This is a genomic window from Serratia sp. 121840015-1 (assembly GCF_053627655.1).
Window position 1 is genome coordinate 201740 of the sequence record NZ_JBSEYF010000005.1, and the last position, 19832, is coordinate 221571.

The window sequence follows — 19832 nt, forward strand, 5'->3', positions numbered from 1 at the left end:
CGTTCACCCCAGCGGCTGCGCGGCATTGAGCCGCTGTGCCACGTAGTCGCAGGCGATGCGGCAGTCCTGCTTCAGGTCTGTCTCGTCGCCGGCCAGGCTGCCGCGCAGCCAGAGCCCATCGATCATGGCCGCCAGCCCGCGCGCGGCATCACGCGCCTGCCGCAGCGGCAGCTCGCGGCGGAACTGGCAGCAAATGTTGGAATAGAGTCGCCGATCGTTGGCGCGCTGCAGGCGGCGCAGCACCGGCTGGTGCATGCTGGCGGCCCAGAAGTCGAGCCAGGCGCGCATGGACACGGCGTTGGTTTGGCTGGGATGGAAGTTGCCCTGGATAATGGCGAACAGCTGTGACTGGCTGTCGCTCGCCGCCTGCGCGCGGCATTCGGCCACTGCGTCGCGCAGATCGCGCAGGATTTTGCGCATGGTGGCGCTCAGCAACCCCTCTTTATCGCCAAAATAGTGGCTGACGATGCCGGTCGACAGCCCGGCTTCTTTCGCCACCTGAGACAGGGTGACGCCGGCCAGCCCGACGACGTTAATGGTCTCGAAGGCGGCGTTAATCAGCTGCTCCTTACGCTGCTCCGGAATATCTCTGCGGTACATATTTTCCCCAACTGATAGGCCAATCACACTTTGGATTTGATTGATTGAACGGTCAATCAATACTCTATATGCTGCAAAAATGTCAAATAAATGACGATAAAATGTTAACTGAAGGTTGCATTGAAATCGTCTGTCTTTCGCACCATGGAAGCCTGCCAATGACAACAAAAACTCCTCCATCGCTTGACGAAGAACCTGTCAGATTGAATGCTCCGGTATTTTTCGGCTCGGCGGCGGTGATCCTGCTGCTGGGATCGCTGGTCGTGCTGTTTCCCTCCGCCAGCAAACTGTGGCTGAACGCCGCGCAAAGCTGGGTCGCCGACGTGTTCGGTTGGTACTACATGCTGTTGATGGTCGCCTGTATGGCATTCGTCTTCTGGCTGGCGCTGTCGCGCTTCGGCCATATTCGCCTCAGCCAGGATGACGAGCCGCCGCAGTTCAGCTATCCCTCGTGGGTGGCGATGCTGTTCTCGTCGGGCATCGGCATTGCGCTGGTGTACTACGGCGCTTATGAACCGCTGGATCATTTCCTGTCGCCACCGGAAGGCAGCGGCGGTACCGTGCAGGCGGCGCGACAGGCGATGGCGCTGACCTTTTTGCACTGGGGGCTGCACGGCTGGGCGCTGTATGCGCTGATCGCCACCGCGCTGGCCTATTTCGCCTATTGCCGCGGCCTGCCGCTGGCGCTGCGCTCTGCGTTATACCCGATCTTCGGCGAGCGCACCCACGGCGGCGTCGGCCATCTGGTGGACAGTTTCGGCATTCTGGTGACGGTGATCTCGATGGTAACTAACCTGGGGATCGGCGCGCTGCTGGTGAACTCTGGACTGTTTTATCTGTTCGATATTCCGCAAAGCACCGGCGTGCTGCTGGCCCTGATCGTGGTGATGATGGTGGTGGCCACGCTGGCGGCGGTCACCGGCGTCGAGAAGGGCATCGCCATGTTGTCGAACATCAACGTCGGCTTCCTGTGCCTGCTGCTGCTGTTCGTGTTTCTGGCCGGGCCGACGCTGAATCTGCTGAACGGCATGTTGCAGAACCTCGGCGATTATCTGACCTCGCTGGTCAGCCGCAGCTTCGATATGTATCTGTACGGCAAGGCGCGCCAGTGGCAGGGCGCCTGGACGCTGTTCTACTGGGCCTGGTGGGTGGCGTGGGCGCCGTTCGTCGGGCTGTTCATCGCGCGCATTTCCAAAGGACGCACCATTCGCGAACTGATTTTCGGCGTGCTGCTGATCCCGCTGGGCTTCACGCTGGCGTGGCTGTCCATCTTCGGCAATACCGCCATCAGCCTGGTGCTGGAAGGCGGACAGGCGATCCTGGGGCAGGTGGCGCAAAGCGATCCGCCGATGGCGGTGTTCAAGCTGTTCGAATACTTGCCCTATACCCAGCTGACCGCCGGCTTTGTGGTGGTGATAAGCTTCGTGCTGTTCCTGACGCCGGTCGATTCCGGCACGCTGATGATAGCGAACCTCTCCTGCCAGGGCGGTTCCGCCCATGATGACGCGCCGGCCTGGCTGCGGGTATTCTGGGCGGCGGTGACTACGCTGGTATGCGCCGGCCTGCTGTATGCCGGCAGTTTCAGCGCGATGCAGACGGCGGTGGTGCTGTGCGGCCTGCCGTTCTCGGCGGTGATCGTGCTGTACATGGTCAGCCTGCGCAAGGATCTGTGTCGTTACGCCATGAAGCCGGTGCTGCCCTGAGGCGGTTTATTCGTCTGCACGCGGCCGGTGATGCACGTACTCGACAGTCGTGCCGTCCGGCAGGCGCGCATTGAAACAGGCGCCGGTGGGCACCTCCACCGGGCCGAAGAAAATCTCTGCTCCGGCGGCCAGCAGCCGCTGGTGGTAGGGATAAATGTCATCGACCAGCAGCGTGCCGACGGTGCTGCGGAAAGGGCGCAATTGCTCTTCCGCCCCCTCCAGGATCAGAAACGGCCCCACCGCCGCCAATACCAGCCGATGCTCGGGAAAATCGAAGCGCATGTCCGCCGTTACGCCGTGCAGCTGCTCGTAAAACGCGATGGTGCGATCGATTTCGCCTTCGCCAACGTAGACCCGAATCAGCACGCGTGGCTCACGCAGCGATGAAGAGTCGGCGGTTTTGCGCCAGAAACCGGCTTTTGTCAGTGCTGTCGTCATGTTCATCTCCTTGCTGGTTACCTGCCGCTTATCATGCCGCCGTTTTTTCATCCGGGGTTGGATCGAGTTGGCATAAGCTAGCCGCGCCGGTAATAACCCATTCACAGGGCGTTAAAGGGCGTTCTGTTTGTGATTCCTGTCACGGCCTACGCTTTTATTATTATTCAGCATTGATAATGTCATGACGTGATTATTGATTAACACAATGGAGTTAATCATTCGCGCCATAACCGCGATAAAGCAAACGGATTCAAATAATAAAGCGGGTGGGGTAATACGACCGATGAAAAGGGAAATAGCGTCAATTTATAAGGTAAGGTTAAGTTTTATTTATTAACCTGTTTATAAATCACGGCATTTTGGCTTTTTCAATAAAAGTAAAAAGTGCCGGGTAATTTTATTTAAATCAGTAAAAACATAATGTTGATTTATTTTCATGTCATTCGCGCTCTGTGAAAAATACCTGATTTGCCACCCGGTCGTCGTTTTCAACGGCCGTTTGACATGCCCGTTACTTGAGATAAGTTTATATCGTTAACATGTTAATGAGTTGTTATCGTGACCGATGGCCAATGCTTCTCTTGGCTGCGCGCTTAACCGACTTATGCCATGGCCGCTCGCCATTCATAAGTTAACTTATGGACCAATGACGCTATGAATAACTCGCCAGGGCAGCGCTCGCGATTGAGCGAAGAGAACCGATTGTTGATTATTTTATTCTTCGTGTTCGGCTGCGTGTTCGTCGATCGCCTGACTATCTCTTTCCTGTTTCCGATGATCGCCGCCGATTTGAAGCTGAGCAACGTGCATCTTGGCACGCTGTCGGCGGTGCTGGCATTGACCTGGGCGCTGTCCGGGGCGGGGCTGGGGGCGATTGCCGATCGCTTCAATATCCGTAAACCGATGCTGATCCTGTCGATCCTGGTGTTTTCGCTGTTCTCCGCGCTGTCGGGGCTGGTCAGCGGCTTTGCCATGTTATTGATCTTCCGCGCGCTGATGGGGATCGCCGAAGGGCCGGTGCTGCCGATCGCGCAATCGCTGATGGTGGAAAAATCGCAGCCGCAGCGCCGTGGCTTCAACATGGGGCTGATCCAGGGGGCGGCGCCGGGGCTGCTGGGCGGCATTATCGCGCCGCCGTTGATCATCTATCTGGCGCAGAAATGGGGCTGGAGCATGGCGTTTCATCTGACCGCCGTGCCGGGCATCATTCTGGCGTGGCTGATCTATCGCTATGTGAACGGCAAGAAGGATCCCGCTTTCAGCGCCGCGCCGGCGGCCGGCAAGGCGGCGAACAAAGCCGCTTACGGCGAGCTGTTTAAAATCAAGAATGTGGCGCTGTGCATTCTGATCTCCTGCGTGTTCGTCACCTGGTTCATGATCATCATTACCTTCACCCCCAACTTTTTGGTGACCGACCGCGGCTTCGGCGAAGGCACGATGGGCGGCATCATGAGCGCCATCGGCGCCGCCTGGGTGTTCTGGGGCGTGGCGGTGCCGGCGATTTCCGATCGCCTCGGCCGCAAGCCGACGCTGATCTTCTTTTCGCTGCTGGCGGTGTGCTGCCCGCTGTTCCTGAGCTACGTCGATAACCCGTGGCTGCTGGGCGTGCTGGTGTTCCTGTCTTATACCGGCCTTGGCTGCTTCACGCTGTTTATGGCCACCATCCCGTCGGAAACGGTATCGCCGGCCCGTATCGCCACCGCGTTGGGGCTGGTGATGGGGATTGGCGAGGTGATTGGCGGCTGTCTGGCGCCGTTTATCGCCGGGCTGATCGCCGATCGCTACGGGCTGGTCAGCGTGATGTGGCTGGCGGCCGCGGGCGCCGTGTGCGCCGGCGTACTGAGTTGTTTTCTCGATGAAACCGCCCCCGCGGTGGTGAGCCGCAGAGCGGTGAAACCGGCGAGCGTCGCCGACGTTTGAGGCGGTTTTCATCCCATTCAATCAAGGAGAGCGAAGATGTCAGCAGAACAATCCGTACTGAATCAAAATGCCGAGCCGGACTGGAAGAATTACGACGATTTCGCGCGCGGTATCGACACTAACCGCCTGCCGGGCACCCAGGACTGGCGGGGCAAAACGCTGCAGATCGCCTTTGACAACGACGGGGAAATCACGCTGCGCTTCAGTGCCGATCGGCAACGGGTGCTGTGGGCCTGGGGAGGGGAGAGCGGTGAGGACGCTTACGAAGAGGTGCAAACCTCCGCCGCACGCTATTTCTTCAATATTCCGCTGCAGTCACCGGGCAACGAGTGCCTGACGCTGGTACTCAATCGTGACAGCGGCCGGGCGCTGCTGGTGCGCAGCACGCTGTTGCCGGAACAGACGGTGGAAAAGGGCTCGCGCCTCAAGCAAAGCTTCCACGTCGGCCGGATTGTCGGCGTCACGCCGAGTGGCGTCGCGCCGCATCTGACCCGCGAGCTGATCGGCTATCGTACGCTGAATGTCTACAGCCCCAACCACTATTACGAACACTTCTACGTCAATACCGAGCGCTATGCCTGGCAAAACCTGCGCGGCGAGCAATTCGGCCACGGCGATATGGACTACGCCACCTACTACAAGTTTGAGGACGAGATGTTCCTGTTCACCTTCCGGGAAAAGATTATCCCGGTGTGCTCGGTGTTCTTCTTCGACTTTATTTCCGGGCGCTGCACCGGTACCTTCCTCGGGCTGGACGCCGCCGGCCGGGTGTTGGTGTCACCGGCCGGGGCCTTCATCAGCAAGATGAGCTACAACGCCTACCCAGAAGGCGTGCAGCCGCTTTGATTCAGGCGTTTCTGACCAGCGATCCGGCGTTGATCTCCGCGATGGTTTTCGCGCCGGTGAGCGTCATGGCGACGCGCATTTCCTTGTCGATCAGATCCAGCAAGTTAGCCACCCCGGCTTCGCCGGCCGCCGCCAGCGCATAGACGAAGGCGCGCCCCAGCAGCACGCTGTCGGCCCCCAGGGCGATCATGCGCACCACGTCCAGACCGCTGCGGATGCCGGAGTCGGCCAACAGGGTGATGTCGCCTTTCACCGCGTCGGCGATCGCCGGCATGGCGCGCGCGGTCGACAGCACGCCGTCCAGCTGGCGGCCGCCGTGGTTGGAGACGATGATGCCGTCGGCGCCGAAGCGCACCGCGTCTTTGGCGTCCTCCGGATCCAGAATGCCTTTGATGATCATCGGGCCGTCCCAGAATTCGCGGATCCACTCCAGATCTTTCCAGGAAATCGACGGATCGAAGTTGGCACCCAGCCAGCCGATGTAGTCTTCCAGGCTGGTGGGTTTGCCGCGGTAGGCCGAGACGTTGCCCAGATCGTGCGGCTTGCCGAGCAGGCCGACATCCCAGGCCCACTGCGGATGGGCAAACGCCTGCAGCACGCGGCGCAGCGCGGCGTTAGGGCCGCTCATCCCTGAGTGGGCGTCGCGGTAACGGGCGCCCGGCACCGGCATGTCGACGGTAAACACCAGCGTTTTCACGCCGGCGGCCTTGGCGCGCTCCAGCGCATTGCGCATAAAGCCGCGATCTTTCAGCACGTAAAGCTGGAACCACATCGGCCGATCGATCGCCGGCGCCACCTCTTCGATCGGGCAGACCGACACGGTGGACAGCGTGAACGGAATGCCTTTTTTAGCCGCGGCGCGCGCGGCCTGCACTTCGCCGCGGCGGGCGTACATGCCGGTCAACCCCACCGGCCCCAGCGCCACTGGCATCGCCAGCTGCTCGCCGAACAGCGTGGTCTCCAGGCTGAGTTCGGACATATTGCGCAGCACGCGCTGGCGCAAGGCAATATCGGCCAGATCTGCGGTATTGCGCTTCAGCGTATGCTCCGCGTAGGCCCCGCCGTCGATGTAGTGAAACAGAAACGGTGGCAGTTTGGCCTGGGCGGCGGCCCGGTAGTCGGTTGACGCGGAGATGATCATAGTGTTTACCTTCTTGTCTTGCTTGCGATAACGAGTGTTCAGTCAGAGCGTGAGGATCGCTGCCATACCGGCCGCAATCCCGCCGTACGCCAGCATCGGCAGCACGGTCTTTCTGATGATTTTGCCTTCGGCGTTGCCGATCCCGAGGATCGAACAGACGGCGATAATGTTGTTCAGGCACACCATGTTGCCCATGGCGCCGCCGACGGACTGCAAGGCCAGCGTCAGATTGACGTCAAGGCCGCTGCTCTGGGCGATCGACTGCTGAATGCCGCCGAAGGTCAGGTTCGAGACGGTATTGGAACCGGAGAAGAACGAGCCCAGCGCGCCGAGGAACGACGAGAACAGCAGCCAGCTCTCGCCGGTCAGCGCCGCCAACGCTTTGCCGATCAGGATCACCGGCGCGTTGTCGCCGCCCTGCATCATCAGGTTGACCATCACCAGCGCGCCGAACAGGGCGATAAAGGGCCGTGCGACGCGCCCGCCGGTTTCGCTGAACATTTGCCGCACCTGGTCGCCATTCAGGCGGAACAGAGGAATACACAGCAGCACCACCAGCAGGAACGGGATCAGCGCCGGGACATACAGCGTTTTGTAGCCGGCAGCGGCGGAGGTACCCAGCACCTGCTGCAGTTCGACGATCAGCGCCCGGCTGATGCGCAGTTCCCCGAGCCAGCCGAGGTTTTCCTGCCACAGCAGCGCGGTGTTGTTGAGCAGCGCTTTAAGGCCCAGCTGGTGGACGCGTGTCACTATCAGAATAGCAATCAGCAGCAGGGTCGGGGTCATGGCCTTGACCACCTGTAAGAACGGCACCGCCTGCCCGGCGCTCTGCGATTTGTCGCTGCGGGTGAGGCCGATGCCGCAGCGTGCCAACAGTACCGAGAGCGCCAGGCCGATCGCGCCGCCGACCAGCGCCGGGAATTCATAGTTCACCTGAGCCAGCAGCAGATAGGGCACGGTGCAACTCAGCACGCTGAGCAGGATAAACGGTAGGTTGCGGCGGATATCCTGCCAGGAAACGATAAAGCGCAGCGCCAGCAGAGGAATGACGAAGCCGGCGACAAAGTGGATCAGCGCGGTCTGCCGGCCGATCTCCAGCAGGCTGGCGTCCGACAGACCGAGGTTGGCAAAGCCGAACCAGGTGGGGGTGCCCACGGCGCCGAAGGAGACCGGTACCGAGTTCATCACCAGCGTCAGCAGGGCGACGCGCAGCGGGTTGAAGCCCAGCCCGACCAGAATCGGCGCGGCGATGGCGGCCGGTGTGCCAAAGCCGCTGGCGCCCTCAATCATAAAGGCGAAGGCCCAGCCGATAATCATCAGCTGGGCCACGGGATTGGGGCTGATGGTTTCCAGCCAGCGCCGCACCACGTTTTCCGCGCCGCTTATCTGCATCAGTTTGTTGAGCAGGATGGCGCCGGCGATGATGGTGATCGGCGTCAGCGTCGACACCAGCGCGGTGATGATATTGGCATGCAGCAGCCGCAGCGAGGCATCGAACCACAGGAGCTGTACGGCATACACCACGGCGGCCGTCAGCGGCAGGGCGAGGTAAGAGGGCACGCCATTCCTTTTGGTCATCATCCAAATCAGCAGGACGATGGGCGCAATACTGAAAAGCAGGGGCATAAGATCCTCAGGGTTATTATTTTTATGGGCAGAGATATGTAGCTGAAAGGTTAATTACCGCAACATTTTCATTCTAATCACAACGTTGGTGACGATGCCATGCGGTATTTTTTTAACATCGGCGAACGGCGGCGGCGGTGGGAAACTGGCCGGCAGAAGGGGTTAAATTAACTGCTTTAAAATCAGTTTGATAGGAAGCGATTTTGTGTGATAAATGCGTGGATTCACATTAATTAAGCGGTAATGTTCAATAGATTATGTCCAAAAATGCGGTAATCCCTGCGGCTTTTTGCGGCTGCGGGGAAATAATCAGAGCAGGGAACTCAAAAATAATGGCTGATATTTTGGTAGGAACCGATGATATGTTCGATCAGCAGACGGGTTTTTAACGGCAGATTGCGGGTGTAAGGATAGACGGCGTAAATGCCCAATACTTTGCCGCAGTGGCCGGCCAGGATCTCGGTCAGCTTGCCGTCCTGCAAATCTTCATACACCATGCAGCGCGGCACCATGGCGATACCGTGGCCGCCGATCACCGCTTTGCGGATCGCTCGCGCATTGTTGGCCGACAGGTTGCCGTTAACCTGCAGCTCGTAGATTTCGTTGCGTCCCGGTCGTTTCATCAGCCAGTTGGCGGTGCCGCTCTCCTGGTAGGTGTAGGTCAGGCAGTTGTGGCCAAGCAGGTCTTCGGCGCTACGCGGTTCCGGGTGGCTTTCCAGGTACCCCGGCGAGCAGACGATCACCCAGCGGGAATCGAAGATCGGCCGGGCAATCAGGCTCGAATCCGGCATGGTGCCGGTGCGGATCGCCAGATCGATACCTTCTTCCACCAGATCGACAAAGCGGTTTTCCAGCCGCATCTCGACCTTCAGGCTGGGGTGCAGAGCGCAAAATTCCGCCACGCTCTCGCTCAGCAGCAGCTCGCCGGAAATGGTCGGCACCGACATGCGAATGGTGCCGGTCAACTCTTCGCTCTTTTCGCTGACGGCGTACAGCGCCTCCTGCACTTTGGCGCCGATCTCTTTGGCCTGCTGGTAGAGCGCCTGGCCGCTTTCGGTCAGCGTCAGGCTGCGGGTGGTGCGGTATAACAGCCGGGCACCCAGCGATTTTTCCAGCCGCCCGATGCGTTTACTGATCACCGAGCTGGTGATGCCGGCGCTCTCTGCGGCCTTGCTGAACGAGCCGCAGTCGACAATCAGGGCGAACAGAATCAGGTCGTTGGCGTATTCGTGAGTGGCGAGCATGGGCATCCTGTAGAGTGAGAGTCCTGCTGCACAGTGTAAATCCGGCGCGGCAGGAAGCAATCTTTTCAGCGTGTTGCACGTCGTCGCCAACTGGTCAGATCTGAATTTTTCTTATTTGTTTTTTCATTTTATTGAGAATTATCCTTTTATGTTTTTCTTGCTTTAATAGGCTTTGATCTACTTTTCTTGTTTTTAGACTAATTTAAATTGGAATAGTCCCGCATTCACGGCTTACTTATTCGATTAACTTTCTCTTGCAGTGTAAATAATTGTATTGATCTGCTCGTTTGGGATGGCTATGCTTTTTCCCGAAGCGCTCTCATTGTTATTAATTAGATGGTTTTAAAATGTATTGAAGAATTGCTCTGTCTGCCGACAGAGTAATGGGTAGTGTGTTTATATTTTAATATATATAAGGATATTGTAATGAAGAAAATCAATCTGTCAGAAGCGGGAAACATCGTCGGCGGTACTTTTGTTTGTACCAAGGAGTTTGCTTGGGTGGGCAGCGGCAATAACCGCACCTGCCAGCTGGTCACCACCTGCGCCGATAAGTTTGGCGGTGTGAGAAAGACTTATCACCCGGCGCCGGTAGCAAGCTGCCCGTCTAACCCAACCACGCCAAGCTGAGGCGGGTTAATCCCCTGCATTTAGATTAGCGGTGGGCAGGCGGGCAGCGTTCGCGCTGGCCCGCCTGATACCGGGCGAAAAGTCATCTTTACGTTCTCATTATTTACGGTATTAACTCTTTTTCATGTATTCACCCTGCCGGGTGAGTATTAATATATGCGCAGGATGCGTCCGTTATGTATAAACGTCCCTTGCTTTTCATTAGCTACACGCTTGTCATTATTTTTGCCTCTTCTTTTCTGACCGCCTTTTATTTTAAACATTACGTCATGCAACCGCCGGAGGCAGAAAGCCTGAGCTTTATCGCCCCGGAAAAAATCGAGCAAAGCCCGTTGCAAGACGATAATACCATTGTCGAAGTCTTCTCCTATGCCTGCCACTATTGTGAAGTCAACGAAAGCGGCGTGGCCGAGCTGGAAAAAAGTTTACCGGCGGGGGCCAAATTGGTGCGCTTGCACCTTAGCGACGACAGTCAAGCCGGCATGGCGGCCTTTGCGCCCCTGTTCGCCACGCTGACGATCATGGGGATCGAAGCGCAGCATCGCCCCGCCGCTTACCGCGCCATTATCAAAGAAAACCTCAACCTGGCGGACGACAAACAGCTCAGCGCCTGGCTGACGGCCAACGGTATCGATGAGGCTGCCTATCAGCAGGCCAGAGGGTCAGAGCGGGTCAAAGAGCTGTTGGCGTATATGACGGCAGTGAGCCGCTATTACCAGATCAACGCGACCCCCAGTTTTATCGTCAATCGCAAATGGCTGGCGCTGCAAGATCGTGAGTTTTCTGCTTTCAGCCGGCAGCTGCTGTCGCTGCTGCAGCACGATAAGCCGCTGGCCCCGTGATGCGCCTGCTCGCGGTTCGTGGGTATTTGGCCTGGCGCAACGGTCTGGACGCGATGGCCCGCTTATCGGCAACGGGTGCCGGGATGGGCAACCGCATGACGTGTGCTGTGCTGCGGCGCGTGGATTATCGCCTGTGGCTGGAAGTGCGCCGGCGGTTGAGGGGAAGCAGACCGCAGCGTCGCTTTCGCCACCGGCATGCGGTAGCGCTGGCGAACCGCCAGAGCCTGTTGGGGGAGGGCAAGCTGGACTTCGCCTGGCTGATGCAGCGGCGGCAGTGGCTGGATCTCGCGGCGGTCTATGCTCGCAATGCGGCGCTGATGAAGCATTTGGCGCACTGTTCCGCGCAGCTCGATCGGGTCGTGGAACCGCTGCATCGCGCGGGCGTGCCGGTGCTGCTGGCGCCGATGCATACGGTCTCCGACGTGTTGGCGACGCTGGTCGGTGCGAATGTTTATCCCAGACGAGCCACGGTGATCGTTTCCGGCGATGTGCAGGCGTTTGCGCGGCGAGCACCGGAAGACGAATGGCGGCAGCGGCTCGACTATTGCTCGATTCACGACGATCCGCGGCACATCGCCGGTACCTTATCGCAGGCGATGCTGGAAGCGGCGGAACATCGGCGCAACATCATCCTCTTCCCGGACATCACGCCGGATTACACCCTGCACAGCAATCAGGATGTTGCGGCCAAACTGGCCTGTCATCTGTTCGGCCGGCCGGCGCATTTGCACAGCGGCCTCGTTCGGCTGTCCCGGGCGCTACGGGCTCAGGTGGTGTTCTATTCGCTTTATTTCGATCGCGGCATCCGCATTCACATCGAAGAGCCGGTCGCTGCAGACCGGATCGGCCGCGCCATGCCGGCGATCGTCGAGCGAACCCTCCGGCGGCATGCGGATGATTGGCTGTTATGGCATTCGCACTCTTTATTTTTCATCAACGAATAAGTCAGGGATATCACTACGTATGGAAAACATCCTTCCTACGCCGGTCTTGCAGAGCGAAATCAATGAGTGCGGGCTGGCCTGTATCGCCATGCTGGCGGAAACTCAGGGCATTCGCGCACCGTTGACGGAACTGCGGGAGCGTTATCCCGCTTCGCAGCACGGCACTTCGCTGGCGACGCTGTGCGCCATTTTGGGAGAGCTGGCGCTACCGGCTTATCCGGTGGCGTTTGAGCATCAGGATCTGGCGGCGCTGCCTTTACCGGCCATTTTGCATTACGGCGCAGGCCACTATGTGTTGCTGGCGTATCGCCAGGGGGGATACGTATGCGTAATGAATCCGGCATTGGGGCAGCAACTGCTGCCGTACGCTGCCCTGAAAGCGGAAATCAGCGGTTATGCGTTGGTGCTGGATCGCGATGAGATACCGGCTGGTGCACCGGCCCCGCGCAGCGGCCGCTGGCGCGCTTTCGCCAGCTTAAGCCTGAAGGATACCGCCGGCATCGCCGGCATTTATCGCTTGGCGGCGATGACGTTTTTTATCTCGCTGACGCTGTTCATCATGCCGATGATGGTCGCCAGCGCGATCAATCAGGTGTTCGCCATGGCCGGCGAGGTCGCGTTCCCCTATGCCTACTATCTATTGGCGTTCGTGGCGTCCACGGCGTTGGCGCTGGTTGCTCGCATCTTTACCGAACGCTTCATCAAAAATTTCGTGTTGTTGCACGGCGCCGCCGGTTTTTCTCGCCTGCTGGAAAACTCGCTCAATTTCTTCAGCAAACGCGCCCCCGGCGAGATCTTCAGCCGTTTCACCAGTTGGCAGATGGCCGCCGGCCAGAAAATCGAACTGGATAACGGCCTGCGCACCGACTGGATCATTGGGGCCATCGCGCTGGCGGTGATGGGGTATCTGAGCCCGATGCTGGCACTGGTGCCGGTTGTCGGCGTGCTGCTGATGGGGGCGGTCAGCGTGTGGGCCATCTACCGCGATCGGCATTACACCCAGCAGCTGCAGGTACGAGGCGCGGTGCAAAATGACTTCATCCTGGAAACCATCCAGGGGTTTTCGACCATCAAGTCCGCTGGCCTGGCCGGCCAGCGGCAGGAAGGGTTCGCCGAACATGCCCGCTCGCTGTTCAACTGCCTGCAGCAGCAAAAGATCTATGAGCAGATAAAGGGCAGCATTTACCAGCTGATCGGCAGTCTGGAGATGGTGTTGTTCATGCTGCTGGCGTTGCCGCTGCTCAAGGAGGGCGAGCTCAGCCTGGGGGCATTCTTCGCCTACAGCTTTCTGCGCGAAATCTTTACCTCGTACAGCAGCAAGATCTTTTTCGCCGTTTTGCAGAAAAACCAGCTGCACGTCATCGATGAACGCGCGCGGGACCTGTTTCCTGCGGTATCCGTTCGGGCACCGTCTGAGGACGAAAGCGTGAGCCATTTTGACGCGCAGCTGGCGTATCGGGGGGTGACCTTCGCTTACGACGCCGGCCAACCGGTGTTGCGCGATTTGTCTCTGACGCTGGAACGGGGAGAGTGTATTGCCATTTGCGGCGGTTCCGGCGCGGGTAAAAGCACGTTGCTGAAGGTGCTCGCCTGTCTGCTGACGCCGCAGCAGGGGGCGCTGGCGCTGGATGGACGCGTACTGGCAAGCGCCGCCGCGCAGCGGCTGTTTTTCCTGCAAAGCCAGGAGGACATTCTGTTCAATGCCTCGGTGTTGCAGAACATCACACTGTTCGCGCCGTCGGCGCCGGGCCAGCAACGGCAGGTGGAGCAGGCGCTGCGCAGCCTGGGGTTGGCGGACGCGGTGGCGCAGCTGCCGGGGGGCGTGAATGCCCTGGTGCGGGAGAGCCATGCCGGGCTGTCGCTGGGGCAACGCCAGCGTCTGTTGCTGGCGCGCGCCATGTACAGCCGTTGCCCGGTGTTGGTGCTGGACGAGCCGACGGCGAATCTGGATGAAAAGACCGCGGCGACGGTGATGTCGGCTCTGGTGGCGCATTGCCGTGAAAATCGTAAAACCCTGGTGACGGTCACCCATAATCCGCGGCTGCTGCCGTTGTTCGATCGGGTCTTGCGCATGTCCCAGGGGCGGTTGGTGCCTGAATTCCCCCATGACGTCAGGATGAATGATTGTGCTGCGGTGGAGTGACGAGTCCGGGAAGAGACGCTGGCGGCGAGTGGCGCTGGCGCTGTGCGTTTTGGTGGCGGTGGTTGGCGGGCTGTCGTTGATGAATCGGTCTCCTGACATGCAACCACCGCAAACGGCGCGCGTCGAGCGCGGGGACATCGAAAAAAGCGTGTTGGCGACCGGTATTCTAAAACCGATCCGGCAGGTGAACGTTGGCGCACAGGTCAACGGGCAGTTGAAAAAACTGTATGTCAAACAGGGGGACAGGGTGACCCAGGGGCAGCTGTTGGCCGAGATAGATCCGACGCTGCAGCTTAACGAGCTGCGCAAGTCACAGGCCGAATTACGCAGCGCACAGGCACAGAAACTGGCGAGCCAGGCGCAGCTGAAGCAGTACCAGCTGGAACTGACGCGGCAAAGGGCGCTGGCGCGTGACCGCGCCGGCGTGGCCAGCGATTTGGAAAAAGCGCAGGCGCAGCGCGACGCGCAACTGGCGCAGTTGAAAGTGAACGAGTCGCAGATCGTCCAGGCCGAAGTGGCGCAGGAAACCGCCAGGGCCAATCTGGCTTTTACCCGTATTACCGCCCCTATCGACGGCGAGGTGCTGGGCATTGTCACCCAGGAAGGGCAGACCATCGTCTCGTCGCAAAGCGCGCCGACCATTTTGGTGATGGCAGACGTGGATACCATGATGGTGCACACCCGCATATCGGAAAATGACATCTTGCAGGTGAAGACGGGGCAGCCGCTGTGGTTTTACGTCGCCGCCGATCCCAGCCGCCGATATGAGGGGGCCATGGGTGCGATACAGCAGGCGCCGGCGGAGGCGCTGGAAACCGACCCGCTGGGCAGGAATTCAAGCCAGCAAACGGCGGCGGTGTATTACAACGGCGTGTTTGCCGTCGCCAACGACGAACGCCGATTGCGCACCTCGATGACGGCGCAGGTATTTATCATTACCGAACGCGCGCAGGGCGTGGTGCGGGTGCCGATGGCTGCGCTGGGCGAGGCATTGGATGAAGGGGATTACCAGGTCAAGGTGTTGGATGGCGAGCAGACCGTGGTACGCCGAGTGCGTATCGGTACCCGCGATCGTCGCTATGCCGAAGTGCTGGAAGGGCTGAGCGCAGGGGAACGGGTGCTGCTGGATCAGCAGCCTGATGCGGAGGAAGGCCATGTCAGCTAACGCCGAGCCCATTATTGCGTTGGAAAACGTCTCGCGCGAGTTTCAGGCCGGGGAGCAGAAAATTGCGGTCCTCAAGCGCGTATCCCTGAGCATTCAGCGGGGGGAATTGGTCGCTATCGTTGGCGCCTCCGGTTCTGGAAAATCGACGCTGATGAACATCATCGGCTGTCTGGACAAGCCTTCTCAGGGCAATGTGTACATCAACGGGGTGGCTATTGGGCAAGCCGACGGCGATCGCCTGGCGCAGCTTCGCAGCCGGCATATCGGCTTTATCTTCCAGCGCTATCATCTGATGCCCTATCTGACCGCCGGCGAGAATGTGGCGATCCCGGCGTTGTATACCGCCATGCCGGCCGCAGAGCGCCGCCAGCGGGCAGCGTATTTGTTGGCTCGGCTCGGGTTGGCGCAGCGCGGCGGTCATCGCCCGGCGCAGCTTTCCGGTGGGCAACAGCAGCGGGTCAGTATTGCCCGTGCCCTGATGAACGGTGCGGAAATCATTTTGGCCGATGAACCGACCGGCGCGCTGGATAGCGCCAGCGGTCAGGCGTTGATGGCCATTTTGCACGAGCTGAACGCGGTCGGGCACACCGTCGTTATCGTGACGCACGATCGGCGGATCGCCGAGCAGGCACGGCGGATCATTGAGATCGGCGACGGCGAGATCGTGGCGGATCGTCGCCATGAGGCCTCCCGACAGCCTGCTACGTTCGAACGGCCGCTATCGCCGGTAGCCCCCCTGAAGCGCATGGCACCGGGTGTGGCGCTGAAAGAGGCTGTCGGTATGGCCTGGCGAGCATTGCTGGGGCATCGGGTCCGGGCCGTGTTGTCGATGCTCGGCATCATTATCGGCATTGCGGCGGTGGTCTCCGCCATCGCCATCGGGGAGGGCACACGGCGTAATATTCTCAAGGAAATCAGCCAGCTTGGCACCAGCACGTTGGAGATTCGCCCTGGCCTCGGGTGGGAAAAATCGCGCCCTGATTTCGCGCGTTCGCTGAGCGCGCGCGATGCTGCATTGTTGGCGGCGCTGCCTTACGTCGACAGCGTCTCGCCGGTGATCGGCACCCAACTGCTGGCCGTTCGCGAAGGCAAACAGGTGCCACTCGCCGTGATGGGCGTCGGCGATGGGTATTTCCGCACGCAGGGCATTCGCCTGCTTTCCGGCGGCCTGTTAACCGCGCAGGATCTGAGTGAGCGTGCACCGGTAGCGGTGATTGATCCCTTGCTAAAGCAGGCGCTGTTTTCTTCCCGGCAAGGCCCGGTAGGCGCGGTATTGCTGATAGCGGGCGTGCCTTATCGGGTGATTGGCGTCGCGCAGCGTCGCGGCGCCCAATACGCCGGCTCTCAACCGCTTGCCTGGCTGCCCTATACCTCCCTCACCGGCCGCATCGCCGGCGATATGCCGCTGGAATCCATTGTGATGCGAGTGAATGAAAAACTGACGCTGGAAGAGGCGGGGCGGGATGCGACCCGGCGTTTGATCGTAGAACACGGGCGGCGGGATTTCTTCACCCTGACCGACGATCAGCTGACGCAATCCATTCAGCGCGCCTCAGACTCCATGCAGCTGCTGATTACCGCGATTGCCGCCATCTCGCTGCTGGTGGGCGGTGTGGGGGTAATGAACATCATGCTGGTCTCGGTGACGGAACGGACACATGAGATCGGCATTCGATTGGCGGTGGGCGCCGCTGAGAGGGACATTATGCGGCAGTTTCTGATCGAGGCGGTGGTGATCTGCAGCCTGGGGGGCGTGTTGGGGATCGCCTGCGCCGCGTTGGTTAAAGGGGCTCTGAGCGGATTGGCGCCGCAGGTGACGATGATCTTTACCTGGCCGCCGCTGTTGCTGGCCTGCGGATTCTCGGCGTTGATCGGTGTCGGGTTCGGGTTCTTTCCCGCCCGCACCGCCGCGCGCCTGCAGCCGGTGGAGGCGCTGGCGCGAGAATGAGCCGACTTTGGGTTTGTGGGCTGGTGATGCTGTCGCTGAGCGCCTGCGGATGGCGGCCGATCGACGCCACGGCGCCACCGTCGTTGCCGCCGCAGTGGCGCGTGGTCGATGAGCGCTCCGGTTCACTGCGCGCGGGCATCGCCTGGTGGGAAAACTTCAACGATCCGCAACTGTCGGCGCTGATCGACGGCGTGCTGATCGCGAATCAGGATCTGGCGCTGGCCGGATTGCAGTGGCGTGAGGCCATGTTGGAGGCCGGGTTAGCGCAGGGCAATTTGACGCCGGATCTGGCCGCCAGCCTGAGTGGCCGCAATACCCGAGCGCTGCGGGGCACGACTACGCCGCAGGAAAGCTACCGTGCAGGGCTTTCTCTGAGCTATGAACTGGATTTATGGGGCAAGCTGGCGCGCATTCGCGAACAGGCAGAATGGCAGGCCGTCGCCTCGGCGTTGGACCGGCGCAATACCGCGTTGACCTTGATAGGGGCTACCGCGCGCGGGTATTGGCAGATTGCCGATTTGAATCAGCAAGTTATCCATCAGCAACGGATGGTGACGATCGCGCGTGAAACTTTGCGGCTGGTGGCGGCACGTCACACCGCGGGCGACGTTGGCCGATTCGAGCTGTTGCAGGCGGAACAGAACCTGTTGGCGAGAGAGAATCAGCTGCATGAGCTGGAGCGGCAGCGGGAAGACGCGCGTAACTCGCTGGCGTTATTGTTTGGGCGATCGCCGCTGCTGCGCTATAGCGAACGACGTTCGTTGCCGCTTGAAGAGGTGGCTATCGCGCAGCGCCTGCCGGCGGCGGTGATTGCACGCAGGCCGGATGTTCAGGCGGCAGAGCGCCGCCTGAGAGCGGCGCTGGCCGGTGCCGAGGCGGCCAGGTTGAGTTTTTATCCGACGCTGAGCCTGGAAGCCGGGTTGGATGCCGGCAGTGGGCTTTTCCGCCGGTGGTTCAGTGAACCTTCGCGTTCGCTGGGGGCCACGTTGACGCTGCCGTTTATCGAATGGCGCAAGATGCGCTTGTCCAGTGACAAAGCGGCGTTGCAGGCGCAGCGGGCGGAGATTCAATTTCGCGATGCGGTCTACCGCGCGCTGGCCGATGTGGACAACGCCATGCGACAACGCCTGGAAGCACAGCGGCAAATCGGCAACCAGCGGCGGCATCTGGCGATGAGCCGGCAAGCCGTGGCGTTGGCGCGGCATCAATATCAGGCTGGTTCCGTCGCGCTGCAAACGCTGCTGGATGCGCAAGAGGCGGTGTTGACCAGCGAAAACTCGCTGTCGGCGCTGCAATACCGCTACCTGAACGCCACGATGCAGCTCTGGCTGGCGCTGGGCGGCAACGAGGCTTTCGCATCGGGGCAAGGAGAATAAGCATGGAGAAAATAAGACGAGTGGTGGTCACCGGTTACGGTGCCGTCACCGCGCTGGGCGGCAATGCGCAGCAAAACTGGCAGGCTATCATGGCCAGCCGCCTGGCCTATCGCTATCACGATAAATCGGCGGCAGGGATCCACGCGCGCTTTTTTGCTTTGCTGGAGTCTGAACCGCCGCTGGAGGGCGTTGCTGCGCGGGTAAGTCGCCGGCTACCCAGATTCGCCAGGTTGGCGCTTGCCGCCGCCGCAGAGGCGATCGAAATGGCGTTTTCATCCTCTTACAGGGGGCCTGCGCACTTTTATTCGTCGTTGGAGTGCGGGGCGATTATCGGCAGCGGCTGGGGAGGGCAGGATGAGATCATGCAAAACAATGCGGACTATCTGCAATCCGGATTGGGGCAGTTGTTTGGCTGTTTTCACGCGATGCCCAATATCGCGACCGCCATATGCGGCCAGCATTGGCTGCTACGGGGTTATCAAGGCTCGCCGGCGGCGGCCTGTGCGACTGGCGGCATCGCGATTGGCGATGCGTTTGAAGTGATTCGCAGCGGCCGCGCCGCAATGATGCTGGCCGGCGCGTCGGAATCGCTGAGCGGCAACGGTGCGATCTGGAATATGGATGCGTTGCGTTTGTTGAGCCGGGAGCAGAAAGATATCACCAAAGCCAGCTGCCCGTTCAGCCGGGATCGCAACGGTTTCGTCCTGGCGGAGGGGGCCGCCGTGTTATGCCTTGAGGAACGGGAAGCGGCTTTAGCGCGTGGTGCGACGATCCTGGGGGAGATCAAAGGGTACGGCAATTTTTCAGACGCTTTCGATCTTACCGCCCCGGCGGAGGATCAGCAGGCGAAAGTGAAAACCATACGACGGGCTTTAGAGCAGGCGCAGCTCGACAGTCATAAAATCGACTATATCAATGCGCATGGCACCTCTACGCTGCAAAACGATGTGAGCGAAACCGAGGCGATCAAGGCGGCTCTGGGGCGCGATGCTTACCGCACGCCGATTTCCAGCACGAAATCCTATACTGGGCACCTGCTTGGCGCATCCGGCAGTTTTGAGGCCATCGTCTGCCTGCAAGCGTTACAGCAACAAATGATGCCGGCAACCTGCCATTTGCACGAGACCGATCCCGAATGCGATCTTGATTATATTCGCGAGGGGCATCGGCATGGCCGTCTGCGTAATGTCATGAGCCTCAGCTTCGGTTTCGGCGGCGCCAATGCGGCGCTGGTATTTGGTTATCACAATGAATAGCGATAGGGCC

At 60.0% G+C, this 19832-nt stretch carries 16 protein-coding genes; 11 read left to right on the plus strand and 5 right to left on the minus strand.

Translation table 11 applies throughout. The features are described 5' to 3' along the window. Positions 1 to 3 precede the first annotated feature (3 nt). The gene (gene betI / locus ACUXAC_RS21015; protein WP_060441322.1) at positions 4 to 600 is read right to left on the minus strand and encodes a transcriptional regulator BetI; all 597 of its coding nucleotides are present in this window, start codon (positions 598 to 600) and stop codon (positions 4 to 6) included. A gap of 158 nt (positions 601 to 758) precedes the next feature. Here betI and ACUXAC_RS21020 point away from each other — a divergent pair, with 158 nt between their 5' ends. After that, complete coding sequence (locus ACUXAC_RS21020) at positions 759 to 2303, plus strand: BCCT family transporter (protein WP_100396834.1); 1545 nt, start codon at positions 759 to 761, stop codon at positions 2301 to 2303. 6 nt (positions 2304 to 2309) lie between these two features. Here the strand turns inward: ACUXAC_RS21020 and ACUXAC_RS21025 are convergent, their stop codons facing one another. Continuing rightward, a complete protein-coding gene (locus ACUXAC_RS21025; RefSeq protein WP_048234779.1) occupies positions 2310 to 2741 on the minus strand; it encodes a VOC family protein in 432 nt (143 codons plus the stop codon). A 654-nt stretch (positions 2742 to 3395) separates the two neighbouring features. Here ACUXAC_RS21025 and ACUXAC_RS21030 point away from each other — a divergent pair. Together ACUXAC_RS21030 and ACUXAC_RS21035 are read left to right on the plus strand one after the other, a co-directional pair. Continuing rightward, complete coding sequence (locus tag ACUXAC_RS21030; RefSeq protein ID WP_047729954.1) at positions 3396 to 4661, plus strand: MFS transporter; 1266 nt, start codon at positions 3396 to 3398, stop codon at positions 4659 to 4661. 36 nt (positions 4662 to 4697) lie between these two features. Beyond that, entirely contained in the window at positions 4698 to 5507 is an 810-nt protein-coding gene (locus ACUXAC_RS21035; RefSeq protein WP_049273488.1) for a MoaF C-terminal domain-containing protein, read from the plus strand. Between the two features lies 1 nt (position 5508). On the opposite strand, the gene lldD is transcribed toward ACUXAC_RS21035, so the two are convergent. The 3 genes from lldD to ACUXAC_RS21050 form a co-directional block, all read right to left on the minus strand. Beyond that, positions 5509 to 6648, minus strand: coding sequence for an FMN-dependent L-lactate dehydrogenase LldD (gene lldD, locus ACUXAC_RS21040; protein ID WP_047570674.1), 1140 nt, complete (start codon positions 6646 to 6648; stop codon positions 5509 to 5511). Positions 6649 to 6690: 42 nt separating this feature from the next. Next, positions 6691 to 8274 (minus strand): L-lactate permease, encoded by a 1584-nt coding sequence (locus ACUXAC_RS21045; RefSeq protein ID WP_141960112.1) that lies wholly within the window; start codon positions 8272 to 8274, stop codon positions 6691 to 6693. 323 nt (positions 8275 to 8597) lie between these two features. Continuing rightward, a complete protein-coding gene (locus tag ACUXAC_RS21050) occupies positions 8598 to 9518 on the minus strand; it encodes a LysR family transcriptional regulator (RefSeq protein WP_033649471.1) in 921 nt (306 codons plus the stop codon). Positions 9519 to 9944: 426 nt separating this feature from the next. Between ACUXAC_RS21050 and ACUXAC_RS21055 the strand changes: the two genes are divergently transcribed. The 8 genes from ACUXAC_RS21055 to ACUXAC_RS21090 all read left to right on the plus strand — a co-directional run bounded on the left by ACUXAC_RS21055 (position 9945) and on the right by ACUXAC_RS21090 (position 19822). Next, positions 9945 to 10148, plus strand: coding sequence for a DUF4762 family protein (locus tag ACUXAC_RS21055; protein ID WP_087763657.1), 204 nt, complete (start codon positions 9945 to 9947; stop codon positions 10146 to 10148). A gap of 176 nt (positions 10149 to 10324) precedes the next feature. Then, positions 10325 to 10990 carry a DsbA family protein gene (locus tag ACUXAC_RS21060; protein ID WP_070913813.1) on the plus strand — a complete coding sequence of 222 codons (666 nt, stop codon included), beginning with the start codon at positions 10325 to 10327 and terminating at the stop codon, positions 10988 to 10990. Further along, on the plus strand, positions 10990 to 11934 hold the full coding sequence (locus ACUXAC_RS21065; protein WP_225529539.1) for a lysophospholipid acyltransferase family protein: 945 nt from the start codon (positions 10990 to 10992) through the stop codon (positions 11932 to 11934). The genes ACUXAC_RS21060 and ACUXAC_RS21065 overlap by 1 nt, the downstream gene beginning before the upstream one ends. A 19-nt stretch (positions 11935 to 11953) precedes the next feature. Then, positions 11954 to 14077, plus strand: coding sequence for a peptidase domain-containing ABC transporter (locus ACUXAC_RS21070; RefSeq protein WP_454266863.1), 2124 nt, complete (start codon positions 11954 to 11956; stop codon positions 14075 to 14077). 79 nt (positions 14078 to 14156) lie between these two features. Continuing rightward, positions 14157 to 15242, plus strand: a complete 1086-nt coding sequence (locus ACUXAC_RS21075; protein WP_060441370.1) for an efflux RND transporter periplasmic adaptor subunit — start codon at positions 14157 to 14159, stop codon at positions 15240 to 15242. Further along, positions 15232 to 17190: an ABC transporter permease gene (locus ACUXAC_RS21080; protein ID WP_454266864.1), complete on the plus strand. Its 1959-nt coding sequence runs from the start codon at positions 15232 to 15234 to the stop codon at positions 17188 to 17190. The genes ACUXAC_RS21075 and ACUXAC_RS21080 overlap by 11 nt, the downstream gene beginning before the upstream one ends. After that, positions 17187 to 18566, plus strand: a complete 1380-nt coding sequence (locus ACUXAC_RS21085; protein ID WP_070913809.1) for an efflux transporter outer membrane subunit — start codon at positions 17187 to 17189, stop codon at positions 18564 to 18566. The genes ACUXAC_RS21080 and ACUXAC_RS21085 overlap by 4 nt, the downstream gene beginning before the upstream one ends. A gap of 2 nt (positions 18567 to 18568) precedes the next feature. Further along, complete coding sequence (locus tag ACUXAC_RS21090; protein WP_060441331.1) at positions 18569 to 19822, plus strand: beta-ketoacyl-[acyl-carrier-protein] synthase family protein; 1254 nt, start codon at positions 18569 to 18571, stop codon at positions 19820 to 19822. Positions 19823 to 19832 lie beyond the last annotated feature (10 nt).